The sequence below is a fragment of the Paraburkholderia sp. RL17-347-BIC-D genome (assembly GCF_046027915.1).
Classification (GTDB): domain Bacteria; phylum Pseudomonadota; class Gammaproteobacteria; order Burkholderiales; family Burkholderiaceae; genus Paraburkholderia.
On record NZ_JARESS010000005.1, the window covers coordinates 257,955 to 282,413 of the forward strand.

The 24,459-nt window shown below is 63.5% G+C and carries 24 protein-coding genes; 14 read left to right on the forward strand and 10 right to left on the reverse strand.

Annotated features, from left to right (window positions below; translation table 11 throughout):
- Nucleotides 1-90: 90 nt before the first annotated feature.
- The 11 genes from P0D96_RS09960 (at nt 91) to P0D96_RS10010 (ending at nt 12,724) form a co-directional block, all read left to right on the forward strand.
- Nucleotides 91-1,833, forward strand: coding sequence for a glycosyltransferase family 39 protein (locus P0D96_RS09960; RefSeq protein WP_408313237.1), 1,743 nt, complete (start codon nt 91-93; stop codon nt 1,831-1,833).
- A gap of 25 nt (nt 1,834-1,858) precedes the next feature.
- On the forward strand, nt 1,859-2,230 hold the full coding sequence (locus tag P0D96_RS09965; protein WP_132374797.1) for an SMR family transporter: 372 nt from the start codon (nt 1,859-1,861) through the stop codon (nt 2,228-2,230).
- Nucleotides 2,231-2,487: 257 nt separating this feature from the next.
- Nucleotides 2,488-3,639, forward strand: coding sequence for a DegT/DnrJ/EryC1/StrS family aminotransferase (locus P0D96_RS09970; protein ID WP_408175592.1), 1,152 nt, complete (start codon nt 2,488-2,490; stop codon nt 3,637-3,639).
- Nucleotides 3,640-3,645: 6 nt separating this feature from the next.
- Nucleotides 3,646-4,689 (forward strand): glycosyltransferase, encoded by a 1,044-nt coding sequence (locus P0D96_RS09975; RefSeq protein ID WP_132374799.1) that lies wholly within the window; start codon nt 3,646-3,648, stop codon nt 4,687-4,689.
- The gene (locus P0D96_RS09980) at nt 4,686-5,621 is read left to right on the forward strand and encodes a formyltransferase (protein WP_408313240.1); all 936 of its coding nucleotides are present in this window, start codon (nt 4,686-4,688) and stop codon (nt 5,619-5,621) included. Before P0D96_RS09975 ends, P0D96_RS09980 begins: the two co-directional genes overlap by 4 nt.
- Nucleotides 5,618-6,664 (forward strand): bifunctional UDP-4-keto-pentose/UDP-xylose synthase, encoded by a 1,047-nt coding sequence (locus P0D96_RS09985; protein WP_132374801.1) that lies wholly within the window; start codon nt 5,618-5,620, stop codon nt 6,662-6,664. The genes P0D96_RS09980 and P0D96_RS09985 overlap by 4 nt, the downstream gene beginning before the upstream one ends.
- A gap of 10 nt (nt 6,665-6,674) precedes the next feature.
- Nucleotides 6,675-7,568: a polysaccharide deacetylase family protein gene (locus tag P0D96_RS09990; RefSeq protein WP_408175595.1), complete on the forward strand. Its 894-nt coding sequence runs from the start codon at nt 6,675-6,677 to the stop codon at nt 7,566-7,568.
- 141 nt (nt 7,569-7,709) lie between these two features.
- A complete protein-coding gene (locus P0D96_RS09995; RefSeq protein ID WP_132374803.1) occupies nt 7,710-8,171 on the forward strand; it encodes a peroxiredoxin in 462 nt (153 codons plus the stop codon).
- A 353-nt stretch (nt 8,172-8,524) separates the two neighbouring features.
- Nucleotides 8,525-10,384 (forward strand): PhoH family protein, encoded by a 1,860-nt coding sequence (locus P0D96_RS10000; RefSeq protein WP_132374804.1) that lies wholly within the window; start codon nt 8,525-8,527, stop codon nt 10,382-10,384.
- A 205-nt stretch (nt 10,385-10,589) separates the two neighbouring features.
- Nucleotides 10,590-11,789 (forward strand): NlpC/P60 family protein, encoded by a 1,200-nt coding sequence (locus P0D96_RS10005; RefSeq protein WP_408313243.1) that lies wholly within the window; start codon nt 10,590-10,592, stop codon nt 11,787-11,789.
- Nucleotides 11,790-11,917: 128 nt separating this feature from the next.
- On the forward strand, nt 11,918-12,724 hold the full coding sequence (locus P0D96_RS10010) for an SDR family oxidoreductase (protein ID WP_408288156.1): 807 nt from the start codon (nt 11,918-11,920) through the stop codon (nt 12,722-12,724).
- A 55-nt stretch (nt 12,725-12,779) separates the two neighbouring features.
- On the opposite strand, the gene P0D96_RS10015 is transcribed toward P0D96_RS10010, so the two are convergent.
- The 10 genes from P0D96_RS10015 to P0D96_RS10060 all read right to left on the reverse strand — a co-directional run bounded on the left by P0D96_RS10015 (nt 12,780) and on the right by P0D96_RS10060 (nt 20,595).
- The gene (locus P0D96_RS10015; protein WP_132374806.1) at nt 12,780-13,790 is read right to left on the reverse strand and encodes an inorganic phosphate transporter; all 1,011 of its coding nucleotides are present in this window, start codon (nt 13,788-13,790) and stop codon (nt 12,780-12,782) included.
- Nucleotides 13,790-14,416, reverse strand: coding sequence for a DUF47 domain-containing protein (locus P0D96_RS10020; RefSeq protein ID WP_012432805.1), 627 nt, complete (start codon nt 14,414-14,416; stop codon nt 13,790-13,792). The genes P0D96_RS10015 and P0D96_RS10020 overlap by 1 nt, the downstream gene beginning before the upstream one ends.
- A gap of 128 nt (nt 14,417-14,544) precedes the next feature.
- On the reverse strand, nt 14,545-15,930 hold the full coding sequence (locus P0D96_RS10025) for a replicative DNA helicase (RefSeq protein WP_064269887.1): 1,386 nt from the start codon (nt 15,928-15,930) through the stop codon (nt 14,545-14,547).
- A 174-nt stretch (nt 15,931-16,104) separates the two neighbouring features.
- Complete coding sequence (gene rplI, locus P0D96_RS10030) at nt 16,105-16,557, reverse strand: 50S ribosomal protein L9 (RefSeq protein ID WP_132374835.1); 453 nt, start codon at nt 16,555-16,557, stop codon at nt 16,105-16,107.
- A 27-nt stretch (nt 16,558-16,584) separates the two neighbouring features.
- The gene (gene rpsR / locus P0D96_RS10035; protein WP_007182109.1) at nt 16,585-16,860 is read right to left on the reverse strand and encodes a 30S ribosomal protein S18; all 276 of its coding nucleotides are present in this window, start codon (nt 16,858-16,860) and stop codon (nt 16,585-16,587) included.
- A gap of 2 nt (nt 16,861-16,862) precedes the next feature.
- Nucleotides 16,863-17,162: a primosomal replication protein N gene (gene priB / locus P0D96_RS10040; RefSeq protein ID WP_007182110.1), complete on the reverse strand. Its 300-nt coding sequence runs from the start codon at nt 17,160-17,162 to the stop codon at nt 16,863-16,865.
- Nucleotides 17,163-17,212: 50 nt separating this feature from the next.
- A complete protein-coding gene (gene rpsF, locus P0D96_RS10045; protein WP_006048823.1) occupies nt 17,213-17,587 on the reverse strand; it encodes a 30S ribosomal protein S6 in 375 nt (124 codons plus the stop codon).
- A 279-nt stretch (nt 17,588-17,866) separates the two neighbouring features.
- Nucleotides 17,867-18,811, reverse strand: a complete 945-nt coding sequence (locus tag P0D96_RS10050; RefSeq protein ID WP_408175599.1) for a zf-HC2 domain-containing protein — start codon at nt 18,809-18,811, stop codon at nt 17,867-17,869.
- Nucleotides 18,801-19,535 carry an RNA polymerase sigma factor gene (locus P0D96_RS10055; RefSeq protein ID WP_408175600.1) on the reverse strand — a complete coding sequence of 245 codons (735 nt, stop codon included), beginning with the start codon at nt 19,533-19,535 and terminating at the stop codon, nt 18,801-18,803. Before P0D96_RS10055 ends, P0D96_RS10050 begins: the two co-directional genes overlap by 11 nt.
- Before the next feature lie 145 nt (nt 19,536-19,680).
- Nucleotides 19,681-20,595, reverse strand: coding sequence for a LysR family transcriptional regulator (locus P0D96_RS10060; protein WP_408175602.1), 915 nt, complete (start codon nt 20,593-20,595; stop codon nt 19,681-19,683).
- 157 nt (nt 20,596-20,752) lie between these two features.
- On the opposite strand from P0D96_RS10060, the gene gcl reads away from it, so the two are divergent.
- The 3 genes from gcl (at nt 20,753) to P0D96_RS10075 (ending at nt 24,449) form a co-directional block, all read left to right on the forward strand.
- A complete protein-coding gene (gcl, locus tag P0D96_RS10065) occupies nt 20,753-22,528 on the forward strand; it encodes a glyoxylate carboligase (RefSeq protein WP_408175603.1) in 1,776 nt (591 codons plus the stop codon).
- Nucleotides 22,529-22,634: 106 nt separating this feature from the next.
- Entirely contained in the window at nt 22,635-23,444 is an 810-nt protein-coding gene (gene hyi / locus P0D96_RS10070; RefSeq protein ID WP_408175604.1) for a hydroxypyruvate isomerase, read from the forward strand.
- A gap of 96 nt (nt 23,445-23,540) precedes the next feature.
- Nucleotides 23,541-24,449, forward strand: coding sequence for a 2-hydroxy-3-oxopropionate reductase (locus tag P0D96_RS10075; RefSeq protein WP_408313247.1), 909 nt, complete (start codon nt 23,541-23,543; stop codon nt 24,447-24,449).
- Nucleotides 24,450-24,459 lie beyond the last annotated feature (10 nt).

A 24,459-nucleotide genomic window follows, 5' to 3' on the forward strand; every position in this document is an offset into this window, starting at 1 on the left:
CCTCGCGGGCGACCGCCCGCCTGACCGGTCGCCATTTCCGAACAACACCGCTTCGCCGCCCGCGCGGCGTCGCCACAAAGGTTGAAATCCATGAACGATACGCCGTCCAGGCTACCGCTCAACCGCACCACGATTTTGCTGCTGGTGCTGGCCCTTGCCGTGATCTGGTTCGTGCCGCTCGGCTGGCGCCACCTCTTGCCGAGCGACGAAGGCCGCTACGCCGAAATGGCGCGCGAGATGTTCACGACCGGCGACTGGATCACGCCGCGCTACAACGGCTACAAGTATTTCGAAAAGCCGCCGCTGCAAACCTGGGCGAACGCACTCACGTTCGCGTGGTTCGGCATCGGCGAATGGCAGGCGCGGCTCTACACGGCGCTGACGGGCTTTGCCGGCGTGCTGCTGGTCGGCTTCACCGGCGCGCGCGTGTTCAACGCGGCGACCGGCGTGTTCGCGGCGATCGTGCTGGCGACTTCGCCCTACTGGAACCTGATGGGCCACTTCAACACGCTCGACATGGGCCTGTCCTTCTGGATGGAGCTGACGCTGTGCGCGCTGCTGCTCGCGCAGCGGCCCAACCTGCCGACCGGCTGCGTGCGCGGCTGGATGTGGGTGTGCTGGGGCTCGATGGCGCTGGCGGTGCTCTCCAAGGGACTCGTCGGCGTGATCCTGCCGGGTGCGGTGCTCGTGCTGTACACGGTGATCGCGCGCGACTGGGCCGTGTGGAAGCGCCTGCATCTGATCGGTGGCCTGATCGTGTTCTTCGCGATCGTCACGCCGTGGTTCGTGCTGGTGCAGCAGCGCAACCCGGAATTCCTGAACTTCTTCTTCATCGTTCAGCAGTTCAAGCGCTATCTGACGCCCGAGCAGAACCGTCCGGGGCCGTTCTACTACTTCGTGCCGGTGATGATCGTCGGCTTCCTGCCGTGGCTCTCGGTGACGCTGCAAAGCGTGCGCCACGCGTGGCGCCTGCCGCGCCAGCCGAACGGCTTCGCGCCGGTCACGCTGATGCTGACGTGGACCGTCTTCATCTTCCTGTTCTTCAGCGCGTCGCATTCGAAGCTGCTGTCCTACACGCTGCCGATCGCGCCGCCGATCGCGCTGCTGATCGGCATGTACCTGCCGCTCGTCACGCGCGAACAACTGCGCCGCCATCTCGCCGGCTATGCACTTTTTCTCGTAGTCGCCGCGTTTGCCGCGTTGTTCATGTCGCGCTTCGGCAGCGCCCGCAATCCGGCCGAACTGTACGCGGAGTACCGCACGTGGGTGCTGACGGCGCTCGCGGTCGCCTTCGTGCTGACGCTGGCCGCGCTGTGGCTGAACCGCCGCAGCCGGGCCGGCAGCCTCGGCGCCGTCGCCACCTTCGGGGCGGCGTGGCTGCTGCTCGGCACCATCGCCGGCACGGGTCACGACGTGTTCGGCCGCCTGAGTTCCGGCGCGCCGCTCGCGCCCGCCATCAAGGCGGAGATCGCGAAGTTGCCGGCGGATACGCCGTTCTACTCGGTAGGCGTGCTCGATCACACGATGCCGTTCTATGTCGACCACGCCATGATCATGGTCGAGCATCCGGACGAACTGGCGTTCGGCGTGTCCGTCGAGCCGCAGAAATGGATTCCGACCATCGATGCCTGGATCGAGCGCTGGAAGGCCGACCGCTACGCGCTCGCACTGCTCCCGCCGCCGACCTACGACCGGCTCCTCAAGGAAGGCCTGCCGATGCAGGTGATCGCCCGTGACTCGCGCCGCGTGGTGGTGGAAAAGCCGCTGGCCGCGCCCGGCGCGCCGGCAACCGACGCATCGGCACCCGCGTCAGTAGAAAAATCACAACAATGACCCCATATCAGGATCTGACCGTTCGATGAACCCGATTTCCCTCTTTTGCATTCTTGCAGGCGTCACGTTGAACGCCGGTGCGCAGTTGCTGCTCAAAGCCGGTACGAATGCCGTTGGACACTTCGAATTCACCCGTGCGAACATCCTGCCCATCGCCTTTCGCCTGGCAACCCAGCCGCCGATCATCGGCGGGCTGGCCTGTTATGTGATCAGCGTGGCGGTGTGGATCATCGGGCTGTCGCGGGTGGACGTGTCGATCGCCTATCCGATGCTGTCGCTCGGCTACGTCGTCAATGCGTTCGCGGCGTGGTACCTGTTCGGCGAAGTGCTGTCGGTACAGAAGCTGATCGGTATCGGCATCATCCTGATCGGCGTGCTGGTGCTGGCGCGCAGCTAGATGCCGCGGTCCTGGGCAACGGTGTGCCGGACACAATTTATTACTGTTTATCGCCAGCGCCGACTGGGAAGATGCAGACGGCAAAAGAAACCGTAAGCGGGCAACCCAACCGGCTAAGGAATCCGTAAGGTTGACCACGGTATGCTGTGCGGTTGCGCCCTTTTTTGCCGCGGCCTGGATTTGCGCACAATTTGCGCTCAGTGTGTGGTTTACTTCGCGCCCTTCGGGTTGCGCCCTTTCAATCGAGCGAAGCATTCATGAGCCAGTCAACAGTCCCGTTCTTGCCATTTGTCAAACCCGAGATCGATGAGGAAACGATTCAGGGCGTCGCCGACGTGCTGCGCTCCGGCTGGATCACCACCGGCCCGCAGAACCAGAAATTCGAAGCGGCGCTCTCCGAGTTCTGCGGCGGCCGTCCGGTGCGCACGTTCAATTCGGGCACGGCGACGCTGGAGATCGGCCTGCGCATCGCCGGCGTGGGCGAAGGCGACGAAGTCATCACGACACCGGCGTCGTGGGTTTCGACCAGCAACGTGATCTATGAAGTCGGCGCGACGCCGGTGTTCGTCGATATCGACCCGGCCACGCGCAATATCGACCTCGACCTGCTCGAAAAAGCCATCACGCCGCGCACCAAGGCGCTGCTTCCGGTGTATCTGTCGGGCCTGCCGGTCGACATGGATCGTCTGTACGAGATCGCCCGCGCCCACAAGCTGCGCGTGATCGAAGACGCCGCGCAGGCGTTCGGCTCGACGTGGAAAGGCGAGCGCATCGGCAAGCTGGGCGACATGGTCTCGTTCAGCTTCCATGCGAACAAGAACCTGACCTCGATCGAAGGCGGCGCGCTGGTGCTGAACAACGAGGAAGAAGCGATCCTCGCGCAGAAATACCGCCTGCAGGGCATCACGCGCACCGGCTTCGACGGCATGGACTGCGACGTGCTCGGCGGCAAATACAACCTGACGGATGTCGCCGCGCGCGTCGGCCTCGGCCAGTTGCCGCATCTGAAGCGTTTCCTCGCGCAGCGCAGGAAACTGGTCCGCGCGTATTTCGCGGGCTTGGAAGGTGGCGCGGCGTCAAAACTGGGGGTCGGCCTGCCACTTGCTGACCTTGAAAACAGCAACTGGCACATGTTCCAGATCACGCTGCCGCTCGAGAAACTGTCGATCGACCGCGCCGGCTTCATGGGTCAGTTGAAGGAGCGCGGCATCGGTTCGGGCGTGCACTACCCGGCGATCCACCTGTTCTCGCTGTACCGCGCGCGCGGCTTCAAGGAAGGCATGTTCCCGCATGCGGAGCGGTTCGGCGCGACCAACGTCACGCTGCCGCTCTTCACGTTGATGAACGAAGGCGACGTGGAGCGCGTGTGCCGCGCGGTCAATGAAATTTGCGAACAATACGGAAAATAAGCGGAAATGATTTATTCGGAACATCGCGCTGCCGCACCGGAAGTGTCGGTCATCATCCCGGTGTACAACGAGGAAGCCGGTCTGGCTGCGCTGTTCGCGCGCCTGTATCCGGCGCTCGACGCGCTCGGCACCGGTTATGAAGTGATCTTCATCAACGACGGCAGCCGCGACAAATCCGCCGCCCTGCTCGCCGAACAGTTTCGCGCGCGTCCCGACACGACGCGCGTGATTCTGCTGAACGGCAACTACGGCCAGCACATGGCGATTCTGGCGGGCTTCGAGCAATCGCGCGGCGAGATCGTCATCACACTCGACGCCGACCTGCAGAATCCGCCGGAAGAAATCGGCAAGCTGGTCAACAAGATGCGCGAAGGCTACGACTACGTCGGCACGATTCGCCTGCAACGCCAGGACAGCCTGTGGCGCCGCAAGGCTTCGCGCGCGATGAACCGGCTGCGCGAGCGCATCACCCGCATCAAGATGACCGACCAGGGCTGCATGCTGCGCGCGTACAGCCGGCACATCATCGACACGATCAATCGCTGCGGTGAAATCAACACGTTCATTCCGGCGCTCGCGTACACCTTCGCGCAGAATCCGGTGGAAATCGAAGTCGCGCACGAAGAGCGTTTCGCCGGCGAATCGAAGTACTCGCTGTATTCGCTGATCCGCCTGAACTTCGACCTCGTCACCGGCTTCTCGGTCGTGCCGCTGCAATGGCTGTCGTTCATCGGCGTGATCCTGTCGCTCGGGTCCGCGGCACTGTTCGTGCTGCTGCTGATTCGACGCTTCATCATCGGCGCGGAAGTGCAAGGTGTGTTCACGCTGTTCGCTATCACGTTCTTCCTGCTCGGCGTAATCATCTTCGCGCTCGGCCTGCTCGGCGAATATATCGGCCGGATCTATCAGCAAGTGCGTGCGCGTCCACGCTACCTCGTGCAGACCATTCTCGAACAGCGCGACGGCACGACCGTGACCGAAGCGCCGCGCCAGACCGTCGTGCAGGCCGTGCAGGCCGCGCCGCTCCTCGATCAGGGCCCGAATCCATGAAGCCACGCGCTGTCGTATTCGCGTATCACAACGTCGGCGTGCGCTGCCTGCAGGTGCTGCTCGCGCGCGGCGTGGACGTGGCGCTCGTCGTCACGCACGAAGACAGCCCGACCGAAAACATCTGGTTCGGCAGCGTCGCCTCCGTCGCGGCCGAGCACGGCATTCCGGTCTTGACGCCGAACGACCCGAAGAGCCCCGAGCTGCGCGCCGCGGTAAGCGCCGCGCGCCCGGACTTCATCTTCTCGTTCTACTACCGCCACATGCTGCCGGTCGACGTGCTGGCGCTCGCCGCACGGGGCGCTTACAACATGCACGGCTCGCTGCTGCCGAAATACCGCGGCCGCGTGCCGACCAACTGGGCGGTGATTCACGGCGAAACGGAAACCGGCGCGACGCTGCACGAAATGGCCGCCAAGCCCGACGCGGGCGCGATTCTCGCGCAAACGCCGGTGCCGATCCTGCCCGACGACACCGCCGCACAAGTGTTCGACAAGGTCACCGTGGCCGCGGAGCAAACGCTGTGGCGCGTGCTGCCGTCCCTGCTGGCGGGCGAGGCGCCGCATCTGCCGAACGACATCGCGCACGGCAGCTACTACGGCGGACGCAAGCCGGAAGACGGCCGCATCGACTGGACACAATCGGCGCAGCAGGTCTACAACCTGATCCGCGCGGTGGCGCCGCCCTATCCCGGCGCTTTCACGGATATCGGAGAACAGCGTTTCGTCGTGACGCGCGCCCGCCTCGCCGCGCCCGGCGCGCTTCGCTCGGATTTGCCCCCGGGCCTGCACGTAAGCGATAATGCCGTTTTCGCGATATGCGGCGACGGCCGCGCGATCGCCATCCACGAATTGCGGCACCAGCACGACGGCAGCGAGACTGTCGTCACTCCGGCCGAATTTGCCCAGCTCATCCAAACCCCCCGTTACTCATGAAAAAAGTCCTGATTCTGGGTGTGAATGGCTTCATCGGCCATCACCTGTCCAAACGCATTCTCGAAACGACCGATTGGGAAGTCTTCGGCATGGACATGCAGACCGAGCGTCTGGGCGATCTGATCAATCATGAGCGGATGCACTTCTTCGAAGGCGACATCACGATCAACAAGGAGTGGGTCGAATATCACGTCAAGAAGTGCGATGTGATCCTGCCGCTGGTCGCGATCGCCACGCCCGCCACGTACGTCAAGCAGCCGCTGCGCGTGTTCGAACTCGACTTCGAGGCGAACCTGCCGATCGTGCGTTCGGCCGTCAAATACGGCAAGCACCTCGTGTTTCCGTCCACGTCCGAGGTCTACGGCATGTGCACGGACGAGCAGTTCGATCCGGAAGAATCGCAACTGTCGTACGGCCCGATCAACAAGCCGCGCTGGATCTACGCGTGCTCCAAGCAGTTGATGGACCGCGTGATCTGGGGTTACGGCATGGAAGGCCTGAACTTCACGCTGTTCCGTCCGTTCAACTGGATCGGACCGGGCCTCGACTCGATCTACACGCCGAAGGAAGGCAGCTCGCGCGTGGTCACGCAGTTCCTCGGCCATATCGTGCGCGGCGAGAACATCAGCCTCGTCGACGGCGGCGCGCAAAAGCGTGCGTTCACGGATATCGACGACGGCATCGGCGCGCTGATGAAGATCATCGAGAACAAGGACGGCATCGCCACGGGCAAGATCTACAACATCGGCAACCCGACCAACAATTTCTCGGTGCGCGAACTCGCGCACAAGATGCTGACGCTCGCCGCCGAATTCCCGGAGTACGCGGACACGGCCAAGCAGGTGCAACTGATCGAAACGTCGTCGGGCGCTTACTACGGCGCGGGCTATCAGGACGTGCAGAACCGTGTGCCGAAGATCGACAACACGATGCAGGAACTCGGCTGGGCGCCGAAGTCGACCTTCGACGAAGCGCTGCGCAAGATTTTCGAAGCGTATCGCGGCCACGTCGGCGAAGCGCGCGCGCTCGTCGAACAGCAATAAGGGCTGATCCTTGGCACGTATCGTCCTGAAGATCGACGTCGACACGCTGCGCGGCACCCGCGAGGGCGTGCCGAACCTCGCACGTATCTTCGACCGCTTCAAGGCGCGCGCCACCTTCCTCTTCAGCCTCGGGCCCGACCACACCGGTTGGGCAATGCGCCGCGTGTTGCGCCCCGGCTTTCTGAAAAAGGTCTCGCGTACCTCGGTGGTCGAACACTACGGTGTCAAGCAGCTGATGTACGGCGTGCTGCTGCCCGGTCCGGACATCGGCGCCAAGGCCTCGGCGGAGATGCGCGCGATCCACGAAGCCGGCTTTGAATGCGGCATTCATACGTGGGATCACGTCTACTGGCAGGACAACGTGCGCTCGAAAGATCGCGCATGGACCACGGCGCAGATGCAGCAAAGCCACGACCGTTTCGTCGAGGTGTTCGGCGCGCCGCCGACCACGCACGGCGCGGCGGGCTGGCAGATGAACGGCCATGCGTTCGAACAGATCGACGCGTGGGGCATGCACTACGCGTCCGACGGACGCGGCCACTCGCCGTATCTGCCGGTGGTCGACGGCCGCACGCTCACGCATGTGCAGATGCCCACCACGCTGCCCACGCTCGACGAAGTACTCGGCGTGGACGGTGTCGAAGCGCACAACGTCGCCGCATGGATGTTGAAGCACACCGAAAACAATCCCCACGATCAGGTGTACACGCTGCATGCGGAACTCGAAGGGCAAAAGCTCGCGCCGATCTTCGAGCAGCTTCTGGAAGGCTGGCGCGCGCAAGGCCACACCTTCGCGACGATGGGCGATTACTACGCCACGCTAGACCGCAGCACGCTGCCATCGTACCCTGTTACATGGGGCGAAATTCCAGGGCGCTCCGGCGAGTTGATTGTCCAGCCCTGACTGATCAACGTGCAGCCGGCCCTGACGATCCGTCCGCCGCGCGAGAGCATGCCGCGCGCCGGCTGCCCCACCCCCAAGTCTCGATGCCAGGCCGACGCCGCCGCACTCATCCGGCGCAGGCCATCACAACCGGAGAACCTCGTGCCCATTGCAGTCGACCAACCCATCCCCGACTTCACCGCCCCTGCTACCGGTGGCGAGATCACGCTGTCCAAGCTGCGGGGCAAGAAGGTGGTGCTGTACTTTTATCCGAAGGACAACACGCCGGGCTGCACGACCGAAGGTCTGCAGTTCCGCGATCTGTATCCGAAGTTCAAGAAAGCCGGCGCGGAAATCCTCGGCGTGTCGCGCGACAGCCTGCGCTCGCATGACAACTTCAAGGCAAAGCTCGAATTGCCCTTCCCGCTGATCTCGGATCCTGAAGAATCGCTGTGCGCGCTCTTTAGCGTCATCAAAATGAAGAAAATGTATGGCAAAGAAGTACGGGGAATTGAACGCTCCACGTTCCTCATCGACGGCGAAGGCGTGCTGCGCCAGGAGTGGCGCGGTGTGAAAGTGCCCGGCCACGTCGACGATATTCTGGAGGCTGTACAAGCGCTTTGAGGCGCGTTATATTGGGTTGCAATGAGTGCCTGTACACCCCAATTTTTTGCCGCTGCGCCAGACTTGACGGCCGCTTCCCGTTTCCTGGGTTCCGTCGGAGTCGTGAGGTGCAACGCGAGCACTGTAGGCGAGCCGCTTGCCCCGTACGCCGGGGCGGCGGCTTTTTTAATTGCGCGCAGCCGTTCGTTCACTCGGCCACGCGCTTCCGTTAAGGAGCCGATCGAAGACCAGGCGAACCGGCATCTCTAGACCGAATGCGCGCCTCCGGGCGCAATCTGCGTGCGCACTCAGTGGCACCGGCAGAATGCGACAGGCGGCGCACGATATGTGACCCGATTAATTCGAGGGAAACCATGCCTTTGCCTACCCCCCCCAGCAAGCTCGGCAATCTCCTGCCGCCTGACGAATACAAGGCCAAAGCCGCCAGCCCGGCGCGCTCCGCCGCGAAGAAACAGGCTGCCGACGGGGAATCCGCAGAGTCGGCCGACTACGGCCGCGCGAACGTCGCCACGCCGATGGCGCACGCCGCCAATGCCGCGACCACCTTGCGGCCGGTGCCGGCATCGTCGGCCGCTCCTGCTGCGTCCGCCGGGCAAGCCGCTCCGGCGCGCAGCGCAACGGCGCCCGGCCGCAAATCGAAGCAGACCGCCGCCCTGCTGCAACCGGTTCCCGCTACCCGTCCGCAAGCCGAGCCTGCTGCGCAGCCGGTCGTCGCCCGCACGCCGAGCGCGAAGCAGGCCGAAGCCAGCACACCCGCAGCCGTCGCCCCGAGCACGCGCGGCACCAGCAAGAAACGCGGCACCGGCACCCAGCCGGCCGAAGTCCAGAAGCTCTTCGTGCTCGACACGAACGTGCTGATGCACGATCCGAGCTGCCTGTTCCGTTTCGAGGAACACGACGTCTATCTGCCGATGATGACGTTGGAAGAACTCGACAACCACAAGAAGGGCATGTCGGAAGTCGCGCGCAACGCCCGTCAGGTGAGTCGCACATTGGACGCGCTGGTGGCGAACGCCGGCAACATGTCCGACGGCATTTCGCTCGCGCGTCTGGGCAGCCGCGAGGCGTCCGGGCGTCTGTACTTCCAGACCAAGCTGACCGCCATCGAGCCGGTGGAAGGTCTGCCGGAAGGCAAGGCCGACAATCAGATCCTCGGCGTGGTGCGTGCATTGCAGCGCGACCGGATGGATCGTCAGGTCGTGCTGGTGTCGAAAGACATCAACATGCGCATCAAGGCGCATGCGCTCGGCCTGCCCGCTGAAGACTACTTCAACGACCAGGTGCTCGAAGACAGCGATCTGCTGTATTCCGGCATCCGCGCGCTGCCGCAGGATTTCTGGACCAAGCACGCAAAGGGCATGGAGAGCTGGCAGGACACCAAGACCGGTACGACGTACTACCGTGTGACGGGTCCGCTGTGCGCCTCGATGCTGGTCAACGAGTTCGTCTATCTCGAGCCGCAGAACGGCGAGCCGGCGTTTCACGCGCTGGTGCGCGAGCTGAACGGCAAGACGGCGCTGCTGCAAACCTTGCGCGACTACGGCCACCACAAGAACAACGTGTGGGGCATCACGGCGCGCAACCGCGAGCAGAATTTCGCGCTGAACCTGTTGATGAATCCGGAGATCGACTTCGTCACGCTGCTGGGTCAGGCCGGTACCGGCAAGACGCTGGTCGCGCTCGCCGCCGGTCTCGCGCAGGTGCTGGACGACAAGCGCTACAACGAGATCATCGTGACGCGCGCGACGGTGCCGGTCGGTGAAGACATCGGTTTCCTGCCAGGTACGGAAGAGGAAAAAATGCAGCCGTGGATGGGCGCATTCGACGACAACCTCGAAGTCCTGCAAAAGACTGACGACGCAGCCGGCGAATGGGGCCGCGCCGCGACTCAGGAGCTGATCCGCTCCCGCCTGAAGGTCAAAAGCATGAACTTCATGCGTGGCCGCACGTTCGTGGACAAGTATCTGATCATCGACGAGGCGCAGAATCTGACGCCTAAGCAGATGAAGACGCTGGTCACGCGCGCGGGTCCGGGCACGAAAATCATCTGTCTGGGTAACATCGCGCAGATCGATACGCCTTATCTGACGGAAGGCAGTTCGGGTTTGACGTACGTGGTCGATCGCTTCAAGGGTTGGGCGCACAGCGGGCATGTGACACTGGCGCGCGGCGAGCGCTCGCGCCTTGCCGACTACGCGTCGGAAATTCTTTAAGTTTCAGTTAGTTAGCTTTAACCAGAAGCCGCCTCCGGAGTATTCCGGACGCGGCTTTTTTCTTGACTGTGCGTTCTTGCCGGGCAACACTTAGCGCACGAACTTCATGTAATTTGTCAAGAATTCTTGCCGGAGCGAGGTTCCAAGGGCTACCATCCCGACATCGTTCGCCGTTAAACGGGCGTTTACCGCTCTCCTCGTCTTCATGCGCCGACTCGCCTTTTCGCTGTTGACCGTTTTTCTGCTCGCCGCCTGCGCCGGCGCGCCGCAGAAAACGTCGTCGCGCTCGGGCGGCTCGGTTGTAGTGGCGAACGGCGCTTATCATGCTCCGCCGCCCGGCTTCCCGAATTTCGTCGACCACAGCATCGGCCGCGAGGAAATCTCGATTCAGGCGATGAGCCTCGTCGGCATTCCATACCGTTGGGGCGGCAATACGCCGGACAGCGGCTTCGATTGCAGCGGATTGGTTCGCTATGTCGTCTTGCGCGCGGCGTCGGTGAATCTGCCTCGCACGACGGCGGACATGAGCGGGCGCGGCGAATCGATCGAACCGGACGGGATCGCCCCGGGCGATCTGATTTTCTTCAACACGACGGGGCGCGCGCATTCGCACGTCGGCATTTATGTGGGCAAGCTGCGCTTCGTCAACGCGCCGTCGACCGGTGGCACGGTGCGGCTCGACTATCTGACCAATCCGTATTGGGCCAAGCGTTTTGACGGGATTCGTCGCGTGGCCGGACCGGCTGCGACGCCGGCGCCGTTCGATACGCCGAGTTATCAGGCGGCGGCGCCCCAGCCTGAGCGCGTCGCGCCTGTGGCGCAGACGGCGCCGGCTTATGCGGGTACGGCGGCGGCCGTGGCGCCGACGTCGGCGAAGACAGCCACACAGCAGCCGGTTTATGCCGCAGGCGCGCTGCAACCCCAATCGCAATCGCAGCAGACAGCCCGCGTCGCGGCGACGCCGCGCGCGCCGTTGACCACTGAGGCGCAACCGACAACGACCGCGGCCACGCCCCAAGCCGATCCGTTCGAACCACCACCGCCCGGAATGAGCGCAGCGCAGATGCAGGCGCGCGCGGCGGGCGCCGTATCGCCGACGCCGGTTCAGGCGGCCCAAGCCAGCGCGTACGACGCCGGCGCGCCCGCTCAACAACAGCCGACGGCTTCACACACCGCTCCGCAAACGGCAGCCGCCCGCGCGCCCGATCCAATCGATGCCGCCGCCGACGCGTTCGAGCCACCGCCGCCCGCGTCCGTCGCCGCGCGCCAGGCTCGACAAGCGCAGCAAGCCGATGAGAATGGCAGCGTGCAGATCATGCGCGCGTCGACGGCCTCGCGCGGCATGCCGGCCCCCACGCAAACCAACGACGATCCGATCGCCCGCTTCGCCAACGGCAACTACTGACGCCGCCACGCGGGGCTCAGCCGCGCCAACTTGCGCGCCATCATGCGCGTCGCCATCGCCCCGCACGCCACAACGACCCCGCCGATCTGCTATCGTCATCGATATTCTTTCGACAGCGGGTGATGACGATGGATCTCGGGCTTAAAGACAAGGTGGTGTTGATCACGGGCGGCAGCAAGGGAATCGGGTTCGCCTGCGCCCGCGCGTTTGCGCTCGAAGGCGCGAAAGTCGCGATCGTCTCGCGCGATCCCGCGAACCTCGCGCGCGCTTACGAGCAGTTGAAGCAGGAAGGCCTGCACGTGCACCGGACCCGCGCCGATCTGCACGAACCGCACAGCGCCGCCGATATCGTCGAGGAAGTCAGCACCGCGGTCGGCCCGATCGACATACTGATCAACAGCGCCGGCGCCGCGCGCCGCTACGACCCGGAAACGCTCGATGCCGACGCGTTCCGCGCCACCATGGAAGCGAAATACTTCCCCTACATCTATCCCCAGCAGGAAGTGCTGCGCCGCATGGCCGAGCGCGCCAAATCAAGCAACGGCGGCGAGCCCGGCACGATCGTCAACATCATCGGCATGGGCGGCAAGATCGCGAGCGACATCCATATTGCAGGCGGCGCCGCGAACGCCGCGCTGATGCTCGCGACCGTCGGTCTCGCCCACTATTACGCGCGCTACGGCATCCGCATCAACGCGATCAACCCCGGCGCGACGCTGACCGAGCGTGTCGAGGAAGCGGTCAAGCTCGAAGCGACGCAGCAAGGCATCGAGAGCGCGGAAGCGCTCGCGCGCGGGCAGGCCAAAGTGCCGCTCGGACGCTATGCCAAACCGGAGGAAATCGCTGACGTCGCGCTGTTTCTGGCGAGCCGCCGCGCGAGCTATGTGACGGGCGCAATCGTCCCGATGGATGGAGGCAGCGCGCCGCTGATCTAGACGGCGCGCTTCGAACCCCGAGTGTGATAACGCGGCGGCCAGCGCCGCCGCGCGCTTACAGGAAGCGGTGGCCGAGCCACCATGCAGCGCCGGAGAGCGCCGCGGAAGCCGGGATCGTCAGAATCCACGCCCACACGATGTTGCCGGCCACGCCCCAACGCACCGCGCTCAGCTTCTGCGTCGCGCCGACACCGACGATCGCGCCGGTAATGGTATGCGTGGTGGACACCGGAATGCCGAGCCATGACGCGGTAAACAGCGTGATCGCGCCACCCGTCTCCGCACAAAAGCCGCCGACCGGCTTGAGCTTGGTGATCTTCTGGCCCATCGTGCGGACAATACGCCAGCCGCCGAACAGCGTGCCGACGCCCATGGAGAGATAACAGCCGCCAATCACCCACAGCGGCGGCGCATCCGCAAACGACGACGCATAGCCGGTCGCGATCAGCAGCATCCAGATAATGCCGATGGTTTTCTGCGCGTCGTTGCCGCCGTGGCCGAGGCTGTACAAGCCCGCCGACACCAGTTGCAAGCGCCGGAAACGCCGGTCGACCTTGCTCGGCGGCGTACGGAAGTAGATCCACGACACCGCCAGCATGAAGAACGAGCCGAGCACGAAGCCGAGCAGCGGCGAAATGAAGATGAAGGCGACCGTCTTCATCAGGCCGTCGAAATTCAGCGAGCCCCAGCCCGATTTGGCGAGCGCCGCGCCCACCAGGCCGCCGATCAGCGCATGCGAGGAACTGGACGGAATGCCGTAGTGCCAGGTGATGATGTTCCAGCCGATCGCGCCGACCAGCGCGCCGAAAATCACGTAATGGTCGACGATATTCGGGTCGATCGTGCCCTTGCCGACGGTCGCCGCCACTTTCAGGTGGAACACGAAATACGCGATGACGTTGAAAGCCGCCGCGAAGGCCACCGCCTGCTGCGGCTTCAGCACGCCGGTCGAGACGACCGTGGCGATCGAATTGGCCGCGTCGTGGAAGCCGTTCATAAAGTCGAAAATCAGCGCGACGGCGACCAGGCCGGTGACGACCCAGATTGCGAGTTGTATCGATTGCATTATGCGTTTTCCAGCACGATGCCTTCGATGATGTTCGCTACATCCTCACACTTGTCCGTGATCGTTTCGAGCAATTCATAGATCGCTTTCAGCTTGATCAGGGTCTTGACGTTGTCTTCTTCGCGGAACAGTTTCGACATGGCCGAGCGCAGCACGCGGTCGGCTTCCGATTCCAGACGGTCGATGTCCTCGCAGGCCTTCAGGATCTGGCTCGCCTGCTTCATGTCGGACAACAGGCTCACGGCGAACTGCACGCGCTCAGAGGTTGCCGTGCAGATGTGCGCCAACTGGCTCGCCTCGGAGGTCACGGCCTGCACGTCGTACAGCGAAATGGCGGTGGCGACGTCCTCCATCAAATCGAGGATGTCGTCCATCGTGGTGATCAGCTTGTGGATCTCGTCACGGTCGAGCGGCGTGATGAACGTCTTGTGCAGCAGGTCGATGGTTTCGTGCGTGAGCTTGTCAGCGGCCTTCTCGGCTTTCTGCACGTTTTGCTTATGGGTCTCGGCGTCCTGCAGGTTGTCGATCAGCAGCTCGAGTTCGCGGCTTGCAGAGACGATGCACGTTGCGTGCGCATTGAAAATTTCAAAGAACTTGCCCTCGGTGGGCATGAATCGACCGAACATTGGGATCCCGAAAATTGGTCACATTTATGGCTGACATAAAACCGCCACATTGTACCGTTGCGAGACCCGAGCCGCACTTTTGAAAGCGCCGTTACAACGACGCTCCAGTTATCGCTTCACTTCTCCGCTCAATCGCTGTAGAAATTCTGCGCGCCGGCAAAGTTGTCGAACTTCGTGAATTGGCCATGGAACGTGAGCCGAACGGGGCCGATCGGACCATTCCGCTGTTTACCGATGATGATCTCGGCCGTGCCTTTGTCCGGACTGTCCGGGTTGTACACTTCGTCGCGGTAAATGAACAGGATCACGTCGGCATCCTGTTCGATAGCGCCGGATTCGCGCAAGTCCGACATGATCGGCCGCTTGTTCGGACGCTGCTCGAGACCCCGGTTGAGCTGCGACAAGGCGATTACCGGCACGTCGAGTTCCTTGGCGAGACTCTTCAGCGAACGCGAGATTTCCGAGATTTCGGTCGCGCGGTTTTCACCCGACGACGAGCCGCTCATCAGCTGCAAATAGTCGATGATGATCAACCCGAGCTTGCCGCACTGGCGCGACAATCGGCGCGCGCGCGAGCGCAATTCCATCGGGTTCAGACCGCCGGTTTCGTCGATGAAAATCTGCGCCTCGCTCATTTTCTGCACGGCGTGAGTGAGCTTCGGCCAATCCTCGTCAGTCAGGCGCCCGGTTCGCATGCGGTGCTGATCCAGCCGCCCGACCGAGCCGAGCATACGCATGGTGAGCTGTGAACCCGGCATTTCCATCGAGAACACCGCAACCGGCAAGCCGTACTCGACCGCCACGTATTCGCCGACGTTCATCGAAAACGCCGTTTTACCCATCGACGGGCGGCCCGCGACGATGATCAGCTCGCCGCCGTGCATGCCCGAAGTCATGCGGTCCAGATCGACAAAGCCGGTCGGCGTGCCCGTTACGTCGCTCGGATTGGCGGTGTGATACAGCGTGTCGATCCGCTCGACCACTTCCGTGAGCAGCGGCCCGATTTCGAGAAAGCCTTGCGTGCCGCGCGCGCCGTCTTCGGCGATCGAAAACACCTTCGACTCGGCCTCGTCCAGCAGCTGGCGGACTTCTTTGCCCTGCGGATTGAAGGCGTCGGCCGAGATTTCATCGGCAACCGAGACCAGCCGGCGCAACACCGCGCGATCGCGCACGATTTCCGCGTAGCGGCGGATGTTGGCCGCGCTCGGCGTGTTCTGCGCCAGCGCGTTCAGATAGGCGAGACCGCCGACCTCTTCCGCCTTGCCCGAGGTGCCGAGCGCCTCGTACACGGTGATTACGTCGGCCGGGCGTGTGGCCGCGATCAGCTTGCCGATGTGCTCGAAGATGATGCGGTGGTCGTAGCGGTAAAAATCGCTCTGCGACAGGAAGTCGGCGATGCGGTCCCACGCGGCATTGTCGAGCAGCAGGCCGCCCAGCACCGATTGCTCGGCCTCGATCGAATGCGGCGGGACTTTCAGCGACTCGAGTTGGGGATCTTTGGACGGTGCGTTCATGGAGAGGGATTATCGGGCAAATCGGGGGCGCGCGGGCGGCTGCGGCGAGCGGGAAAAACAAAAAAACGGGCACAAAAAAAACAGGGGCCGGTTCCCCGGCCCCTGCCTTTTGCCAGCAACCTCCTGGCAGATGCTATTTGATGCTTAGACGCGGTCGGCTTAGACGCGGTCGACTTAGACGTGCTCGCCGATCACAGCCACCGTCACATCGACCAGAACGTCGGTGTGCAGCGAAATTTGAACTGCGTGTTCGCCAACCATCTTCAGCGGGCCTTCCGGCAGACGCACTTGCGCCTTTTCCACTGCGAAGCCTTGCTTGACCAGAGCTTCAGCGATGTCCGCGTTCGTCACCGAACCGAACAGACGGCCGTCGACGCCAGCCTTCTGATTGATCTGAACCGTCGAGCCGCCCAGCTTTTCGCCTTGAGCTTGAGCCGCAGCCAGCTTTTCAGCGGCGACTTTTTCGAGTTCTGCACGGCGCACTTCGAATTCAGCCAGGGCTTCCTTCGTTGCACGGCGAGCTTGCTTGTTCGGGATCAGGAAGTTACGTGCGTAACCGTCCTTGACCTTCACGATATCGCCCAGGTTGCCCAGATTGACGACTTTTTCCAGAAGAATAATTTGCATTCGGAGACTCCTTATCGCGTCGTCGGGTTAGGCCTTGTGCTGGTCGGTGTACGGCACCAGCGCGAGGAAACGTGCGCGCTTGATTGCCGTGTCCAGCTGGCGTTGATAGTGCGACTTCGTACCCGTGAGACGCGCCGGCGTGATCTTGCCGTTTTCGCCGATGAAGTCCTTCAGCGTTTCGAGGTCCTTGTAGTCGATGTGATCGACGCCAGCGGCCGTGAAACGGCAGAACTTCTTGCGCTTGAAGAGCGGATTTTGTTGCTGACGACGCTTGTCGAATTTCTTACCAGTCGGGCGGGGCATGTTCAGTCCTTTCCAATGTCCTGCAATGCTGTGATGTGAAATACCAGAGTTCTTGCGTTGCGATGCTTTTTCGCCAGAAAGCCTGTGAAGAGCGTTTCTACGCCCATCTGACAGCTTTCCAGCTTACCGCTCGCCTCGCCTGCGGCTACTGCCTGCATGGTCAGTTCGACTTGCCGGGCGATGCCGGCTTCGACGACTTCCGTGCGGTGGTGCAACGTGCAGCCTGCAATCGGAACGCCGGCGGGGGTGTACCGCACCGGTTCGCGTTCGACGACGCTGGCCGTGAGTTGCAGCCGGTTCATGTAGCCTTTGGCGAGAACGACGCTGAATCTGGTAGCTTAAATAGTGTGTCTTAAGCCTGCGCTTCGGACGGTTGCGTAGCAGCCGACTTCTTGGCTTCTTCGCGCTGCACTTCCTTCATCATCGGCGACGGGCCGGTTTCGGCCTTCTTCATCTTGACGATCAGGTGACGCAGAACGGCGTCGTTGAACTTGAATGCGTGTTCCAGCTCGTCGAGCGTGGTTTGGTCGCATTCGATGTTCATGCAGACGTAGTGAGCCTTCGCGAGTTTCTCGATCATGTAGGCCAGTTGGCGACGGCCCCAGTCTTCGATACGGTGGATCTGACCACCGTGCGACGTGATCGTGCTCTTGTAACGCTCGATCATGGCGGGCACTTGCTCGCTCTGATCGGGATGCACGATAAAGACGATTTCATAATGACGCATACACACTCCTTGTGGATTAAAGCCACCCGGGCGTCGGAACCGGTGTGGCAAGTGAGAAGCCAAAGAGTGTAACCCGAATGGGGCCGGGTTGCAAGATATCCCGTTATTGCGGCGCGTGAATCGGGTGTGTTTTCAAGGGTTTAGGCGGTGGCGCCGCGAAGCCGGATGCGGCATTTCGTGCCGGGCAGGCTGAAACGGGCGGTCAGCCTTTTCGCGTTAAGCAAGAGCAGCCGCCCGGGCCAGGCGGCCCGCCCAGGCCGCCAAGCCGCCGTTTGCAGTCTACGAGCCCGCTTCCGTGCGCTCGCTGCCGCTTTGCAGCCGCGCCTTCAACGCCACTTCCAGCCCCTTCAGCGCGTCGGGCGCGGCGTCCGAGATCGCCCACCAGGTCATGCCTTCCGCGTTCCAGTGCGCGATCGAGTAGCCTTCCCGACCGAGCGTCGCGGGCACCGCGCCGCCGGTGTCTCGGCCTGTACCGCCGGAACCGGTCTGCGGAAAGACGTACACGTCGATCACGTGCTTCTGGTAGCGGTACACCAGCACGGCCACCCGCTGATGCGCGAGGTAGTCCAGACGCCCGCCTTCCAGCGCGAAGCCGTTCGCCGCCAGATCCTCGACCGGCGGCGAATAGTCGAGCCGGCCATTGAACCACGGCTTGACCGTATGCCGGTCCGTCGAAATCACGTCGATGTCGCGCCCCGACACCTGCGCGCGCACGTGGCTTTCCACCAGTTCGTCGGCGAACGGCCCGAAGTCCGCCGGCCGGCGCAGGTTCAACGCCACGCCCGCCGCGACCGCGCACAACGCGACGACCAGCGCCGTCAGCCAGCCGCGCGCAAACACGCCGCCTGAGCCAACCGAGCCGCCCGCGCCCGTCGGCCAGCCAAATCCGCCTTGCGGCGCGCGCCAGCCGTCCAGCCAGCGATCAAGCCAGCCCCGCCGCGCACGCTCGCGCGGCGGCGTCTTGACGTTGGCAACCGGCACCTCCGCCGCCGCAACCGGTTCCTCGACGGGCGGCAACCCGGCGACGATCCGCTCACGCAGCGACTGCGGCGCACGATGATAGGGCGCCGCGCGCACCGCGCCACTCAAGGCCCGCAGGTTCTCGCTTTCGCGCCGGCAGCCGGCGCAGCTCTCGATATGCTGCTGGACGCGCAGGGCATCCGGCGCGGGTAATTCGTGATCGGCGTTCGCGTCGAGGAGCGGCCGCGCTTCGTTACAGTCCATCTGGCGTCTCCTGAGCGTTGCCGGCGGCGCTGCCGCCTGGCGTGTTGAGTGGCCGGCCGTTGGCGGACGCCCGCAATGGGGTCACGCTCGCCGTGGCCGATTTACCTGGGCCGGGCCCCGCGCACGTCGACGACCTGTGCGACGCCACTGCGCCCCCCTGTTTCTCCATGAGCAGCGCGGCAAGCTTGCGACGCCCCCGCGCGAGCCGGGACATCACCGTGCCGATCGGCACGTCGGCCACCGCCGCGATCTCCTTGTAGCCCATCTCCTCCAGCTCCCGCAGCATCAGCACTTCCCGATATTCGACCGGCAACTGCGCGAGCGCCTCGTGCACGAGCTTCGAGTCCTCGTCGCGGATCAGGAGCGCTTGCGGGTCGGCGCCGCCCACGCTCCAGCCGTCGAAGGTGGCGTCGTCCATGGTGTCGTCGAACTCGACCGTTTCGTGCGACGAAGCCCGCCGTCGCCATTCCGTGTACCAGGTGCGGCGCACGATCGCCAGCAGCCACGGCCGCGCCGAATCGCCGCGAAAGGTGTCGAAGAAGCGAAACGCGCGCATGAAGGCTTCCTGCACGACATCGTCGGCATCGCTGGCGTTACCGCACAACCAGCGCGCAAGGTTATACGCGGCATCGAGGTGCGGCAGCGCCATCTGCTGAAAGCGCCGGCTCCTCGCTGCTTCGGACTCGCCGTGCGCGCGGACAGGTTCTGAATCGGTCTGGACCACCTCGGCCCTCCAGGGCATTGCGGGCTATGCGATGGAGCTCGTCGTGACACTCTCTACAGCGCATAACCGGGCATTTGCGAAGTTTATTCCCGCCGCCGAACGAAATCCGCCAAAAATCCGACCGGGCCGCCGCGCGCCCCGCCTGTCAGTAAGCCGGGCGGTTCCAGTAATCCTCGCTGGCGTACACCTCTTTCAGATAATCGATGAAGTACCGCACCTTGGCCGGCACATACCGCTGCTGCGGATAGACCGCGAGAATGTCGTAGTCGGGCAGCGCGAATTCGTCGAGTACGGTTTCCAGCTCGCCGCGCGCCAGTTGCTGCTGGATCTCCCACGTGGAGCGCCAGCCGAGCCCGAGCCCTTCCGACACCCAGCGGTGCAGCAGCTCGCCGTCGTTGCAGTCGAGCGTGCCGCCCACCCGCACCGTCGCCAGCTTGCCGTTGCGGCGGAAGTACCAGCCGCGGTTCTGTCCGCCTTGCAGATTGAACGCGAGACAGTTGTGCTGCGGCAGGTCTTCGAGTGTTTTCGGCCTGCCGTGCTGGCGAAAATACTCCGGCGTGCCGCACACCACGCGCCGGTTCGACGCCAGCTTGACCGCCACGAAATTCGGATCGACCGCGCCGCCGATGCGGATCGACAGGTCGTAGCCCTCGCGCACCAGATCCACCACCCGGTCGGTCAGATTGAACGACACCTGCAATTCCGGCTTGTCGGCGAGAAACGTCGGCGCGAGCGGCGCGACGTGCTTGCGCCCGAACGCGGCCGGCGCCGACACGATCAGATGGCCGTTCACGGCGCGCCGCCCGGCGCTCAGTTCGTTTTCCGCCTGATCCCACTCGGTCAGCAGGCCCCGGCAGCGCTCCAGAAACGCGGCACCGTCTTCGCTGACCACCAGCCGGCGCGTCGACCGGTACATCAGTTTGACGCCGAGGCGCTTTTCCAGCGCGTCGATGCGGCGGCCGAGAATCACCGGCGACACGCCCTCCTCCAGCGCGGCGGCCGCCAGGCTGCCCGCGTCCGCGACGCGCACGAAGGTTTCGATCTGTTTGAAGCGGTCCATTTTTGTCTCCAACTGGCCGGGCGCCAGGCTGCGGGCCATTCCATACTTTTTGTTTCGAAATAAGCGACCCGGACTGATCTTATCAAACCTTTACGTCAAGCCTAAAGTGCACTCAACACGTTTAATTCGCCCATTCCCAGACATTCAGGAGACATTCATGGCCAAGATGAGAGCCGTCGACGCAGCCGTGCTGGTGCTCGAAAAAGAAGGCATCGACACCGCATTCGGCGTTCCGGGCGCAGCGATCAACCCGTTCTACTCGGCCATGCGCAAGGCAGGCAACATCAGCCACGTGCTGGCCCGCCACGTCGAAGGCGCGTCGCATATGGCCGAAGGCTATACGCGCGCCCAACCGGGCAACATCGGCGTGTGTATCGGCACGTCGGGCCCCGCCGGCACCGACATGATCACCGGTTTGTATTCGGCTCAGGCTGACTCCATTCCTATTCTCGCCATCACGGGCCAGGCGCCCCGCGCGCGTCTGTACAAGGAAGACTTCCAGGCCGTCGATATCGAATCGATCGCCAAGCCCGTCACCAAGTGGGCCGTCACCGTGCGTGAACCGGCGCTGGTGCCGCGCGTGTTCCAACAGGCTTTCCACCTGATGCGCTCGGGCCGTCCGGGTCCGGTGCTGGTCGATCTGCCGATCGACGTGCAGCTCGCCGAAATCGAATTCGACATCGACACGTACGAACCGCTGCCGGTCTACAAGCCGAAAGCGACGCGCAAACAGATCGAAGCCGCGCTCACGCTGCTGAACAACTCGGACAAGCCGTTGATCGTCTCGGGTGGCGGCGTGCTGAACGCAGCCGCTGAAGACCTGCTCGTCACGTTCGCTGAAACCGTCGGCGTGCCGGTGATCCCGACGCTGATGTCGTGGGGTGCGATTCCCGACGACCATCCGTTGATGGCCGGCATGGTCGGCCTGCAAACCTCGCACCGCTACGGCAATGCGACGATGCTCGCCTCCGACTTCGTGCTCGGCATCGGCAACCGCTGGGCGAACCGTCACACGGGCAGCGTCGAGGTGTATACGAAGGGCCGCAAGTTCGTGCACGTCGATATCGAACCGACGCAGATCGGCCGCGTGTTCGGCCCGGATCTGGGCATCGTGTCGGACGCCAAGGCCGCGCTCGAACTGTTCGTCGAAGTGGCGCAGGAATGGAAGGCCGCGGGCAAGCTGAAGGACCGCGGCGCATGGGTCGCCGACTGCCAGCAACGCAAGAAGACGATGCTGCGCAAGACGCACTTCGACAACGTGCCGATGAAGCCGCAGCGCGTCTACGAAGAGATGAACCAGGTGTTCGGCCGCGACACGTGCTACGTGAGCACGATCGGTCTCTCGCAGATCGCCGGCGCGCAGTTCCTGCATGTCTACAAGGCGCGCAACTGGATCAACTGCGGCCAGGCGGGCCCGCTCGGCTGGACGATTCCGGCAGCGCTCGGCGTGCGTGCGGCCGACCCGCAACGTTCGATCGTGGCGCTCTCGGGCGACTACGACTTCCAGTTCATGATCGAAGAACTGGCAGCCGGCGCGCAATTCAAGCTGCCGTATGTGCATGTGGTGGTGAACAACTCGTACCTCGGCCTGATCCGCCAGGCCCAGCGCGCGTTCGACATGGACTTCTGCGTGCAGCTCGGCTTCGAGAACATCAACGCGCCGGAAATGAACGGCTACGGCGTGGATCACGTCGCGGTGGCGGAAGGCCTGGGTTGCAAGGCGATCCGCGTGTTCAAGCCGGAAGAACTGAAGCCCGCGCTGCTGAAGGCGCAGTCGATGCTCTCCGAGTTCAACGTACCGGTGATCGTCGAAGTGATCCTCGAGCGTGTGACCAACATTTCGATGGGCACCGAGATCGACGCGATCAACGAGTTCGAAGAACTGGCCGCGAAGCGCGAAGACGCACCGACCGCGATCAGCATGCTCGACTGAGCGGCCTGACGTGTTGAACAAATAAGCATCACTTGAGCGCGGTTCAGCAACACCGAACCGCCTCACGAAAGTTATTCCACTGACCGACCAGAGAGACAGACGCACCATGCCGAAATTTGCAGCGAATCTCACCATGCTGTTCAACGAAGTCCCGTTCCTCGACCGCTTTGCGGCTGCGGCGGACGCGGGCTTTCATGCCGTCGAGTTCCTGTTTCCGTATCCGTATCAGATCGCTGAATTGAGCGAACGTCTTCAGCAGAACCGCCTGAAGCTGGTGCTGCACAACCTGCCCGCGGGTAACTGGGAAGCGGGCGAACGCGGCATTGCGTGCCTGCCGGATCGCGTGAGCGAGTTCCAGGAAGGCGTCGGCCGCGCGATCGAATATGCGACCGCACTGAAGGTGCCGCAACTGAACTGCCTCGTCGGCATTCCGACGGCCGGCGTCGATGCGGACAAGGCACGCTCGACGATCGTCGACAACCTGCGCTTCGCCGCGGGCGAACTGAAGAAGGCCGGCATCAAGCTGCTGGTCGAGCCGTGCAATTCCTACGACATTCCGGGCTTCGCACTGAACCGCTCGGGCGAAGGCCTCCACGTGATTCGCGCAGTCGGTTCGGACAATCTGTTCCTGCAATACGACATCTATCACATGCAACGGATGGAAGGCGAACTCGCGGCGACCATCAAGAAGAACCTGCCGCAGATCGCACACATCCAGCTCGCCGACAACCCGGGCCGCAACGAACCGGGCACCGGCGAAATCAACTACCCGTTCCTGTTCGATCTGCTCGACTCGCTCGGCTACGACGGCTACGTCGGTTGCGAATACAAACCGCGCACGACCACGGCCGCCGGCCTCGGCTGGGTGCAGAGCGTGGCCGGGCAAACCCGCGGCGCGGCTCACGCCGCCGCCTGAGCGCCGCATCGCTGCATTGATCGGTCGGATCAGGCGCTTCTCGCCCCGAAGGACGTCCCCTTGCGGGACACCAAACAACACTGGAGATTTAGACACATGGCAAAGATCGGTTTCATCGGCCTCGGCATCATGGGCGCGCACATGGCGCGCAACCTCATCAAGGGCGGCCACTCGCTGTTCGTGAATGGCGCATACCCGGTGCCGGAAGATCTGAGCAAAACGACGAGCGTCGTCGCGAATTCGACCGCTGTCGCGCAAGCCGCCGACATCGTCATCATCATGGTGCCGGACACGCCTGACGTCGCCAATGTGCTGTTCGCCGACGACGGCGTCGCCGCCGGCCTCTCGAAGGGCAAGCTCGTGATCGACATGAGCTCGATCTCGCCGCTCGACACGCAAGCGTTCGCGAAGAAGATCAACGCGCTCGGCGTCGACTATCTCGACGCGCCGGTCTCCGGCGGCGAAGTCGGCGCGCGTGAAGCGACGCTGACGATCATGGTGGGCGGTCCGGAAAAAGCCTTCGCCACGGCCAGGCCGCTGTTCGAAGTGATGGGCAAGAACATCTCGCTGATCGGCGACAACGGCGCGGGTCAGACCTGCAAGGTCGCGAACCAGATCATCGTCGCGCTGAACATCGAAGCGGTGGCCGAAGCGCTGCTGTTCGCCTCGCGCTCGGGCGCCGATCCGGAACGTGTGCGCAAAGCGCTGATGGGCGGCTTCGCCTCGTCGCGGATTCTCGAAGTGCACGGCGAGCGCATGACCAAGCGCACCTTCGATCCGGGCTTCCGTATCGAACTGCACCAGAAGGATCTGAACCTCGCACTCGACGGCGCACGCAAGCTGGGTATCGCCCTGCCGCATACAGCAAGCGCGCAGCAACTGTTCAGCGTATGCGCGGCGAATGGCGGCAAGGCATGGGATCACTCGGCGATGGTGCGCGCGCTCGAAATCATGGCGAATTACGAAGTCGCGCAAGCGCCGGGCAGCGAAGCCAAGGCAGCTTGAGGAAGTGATA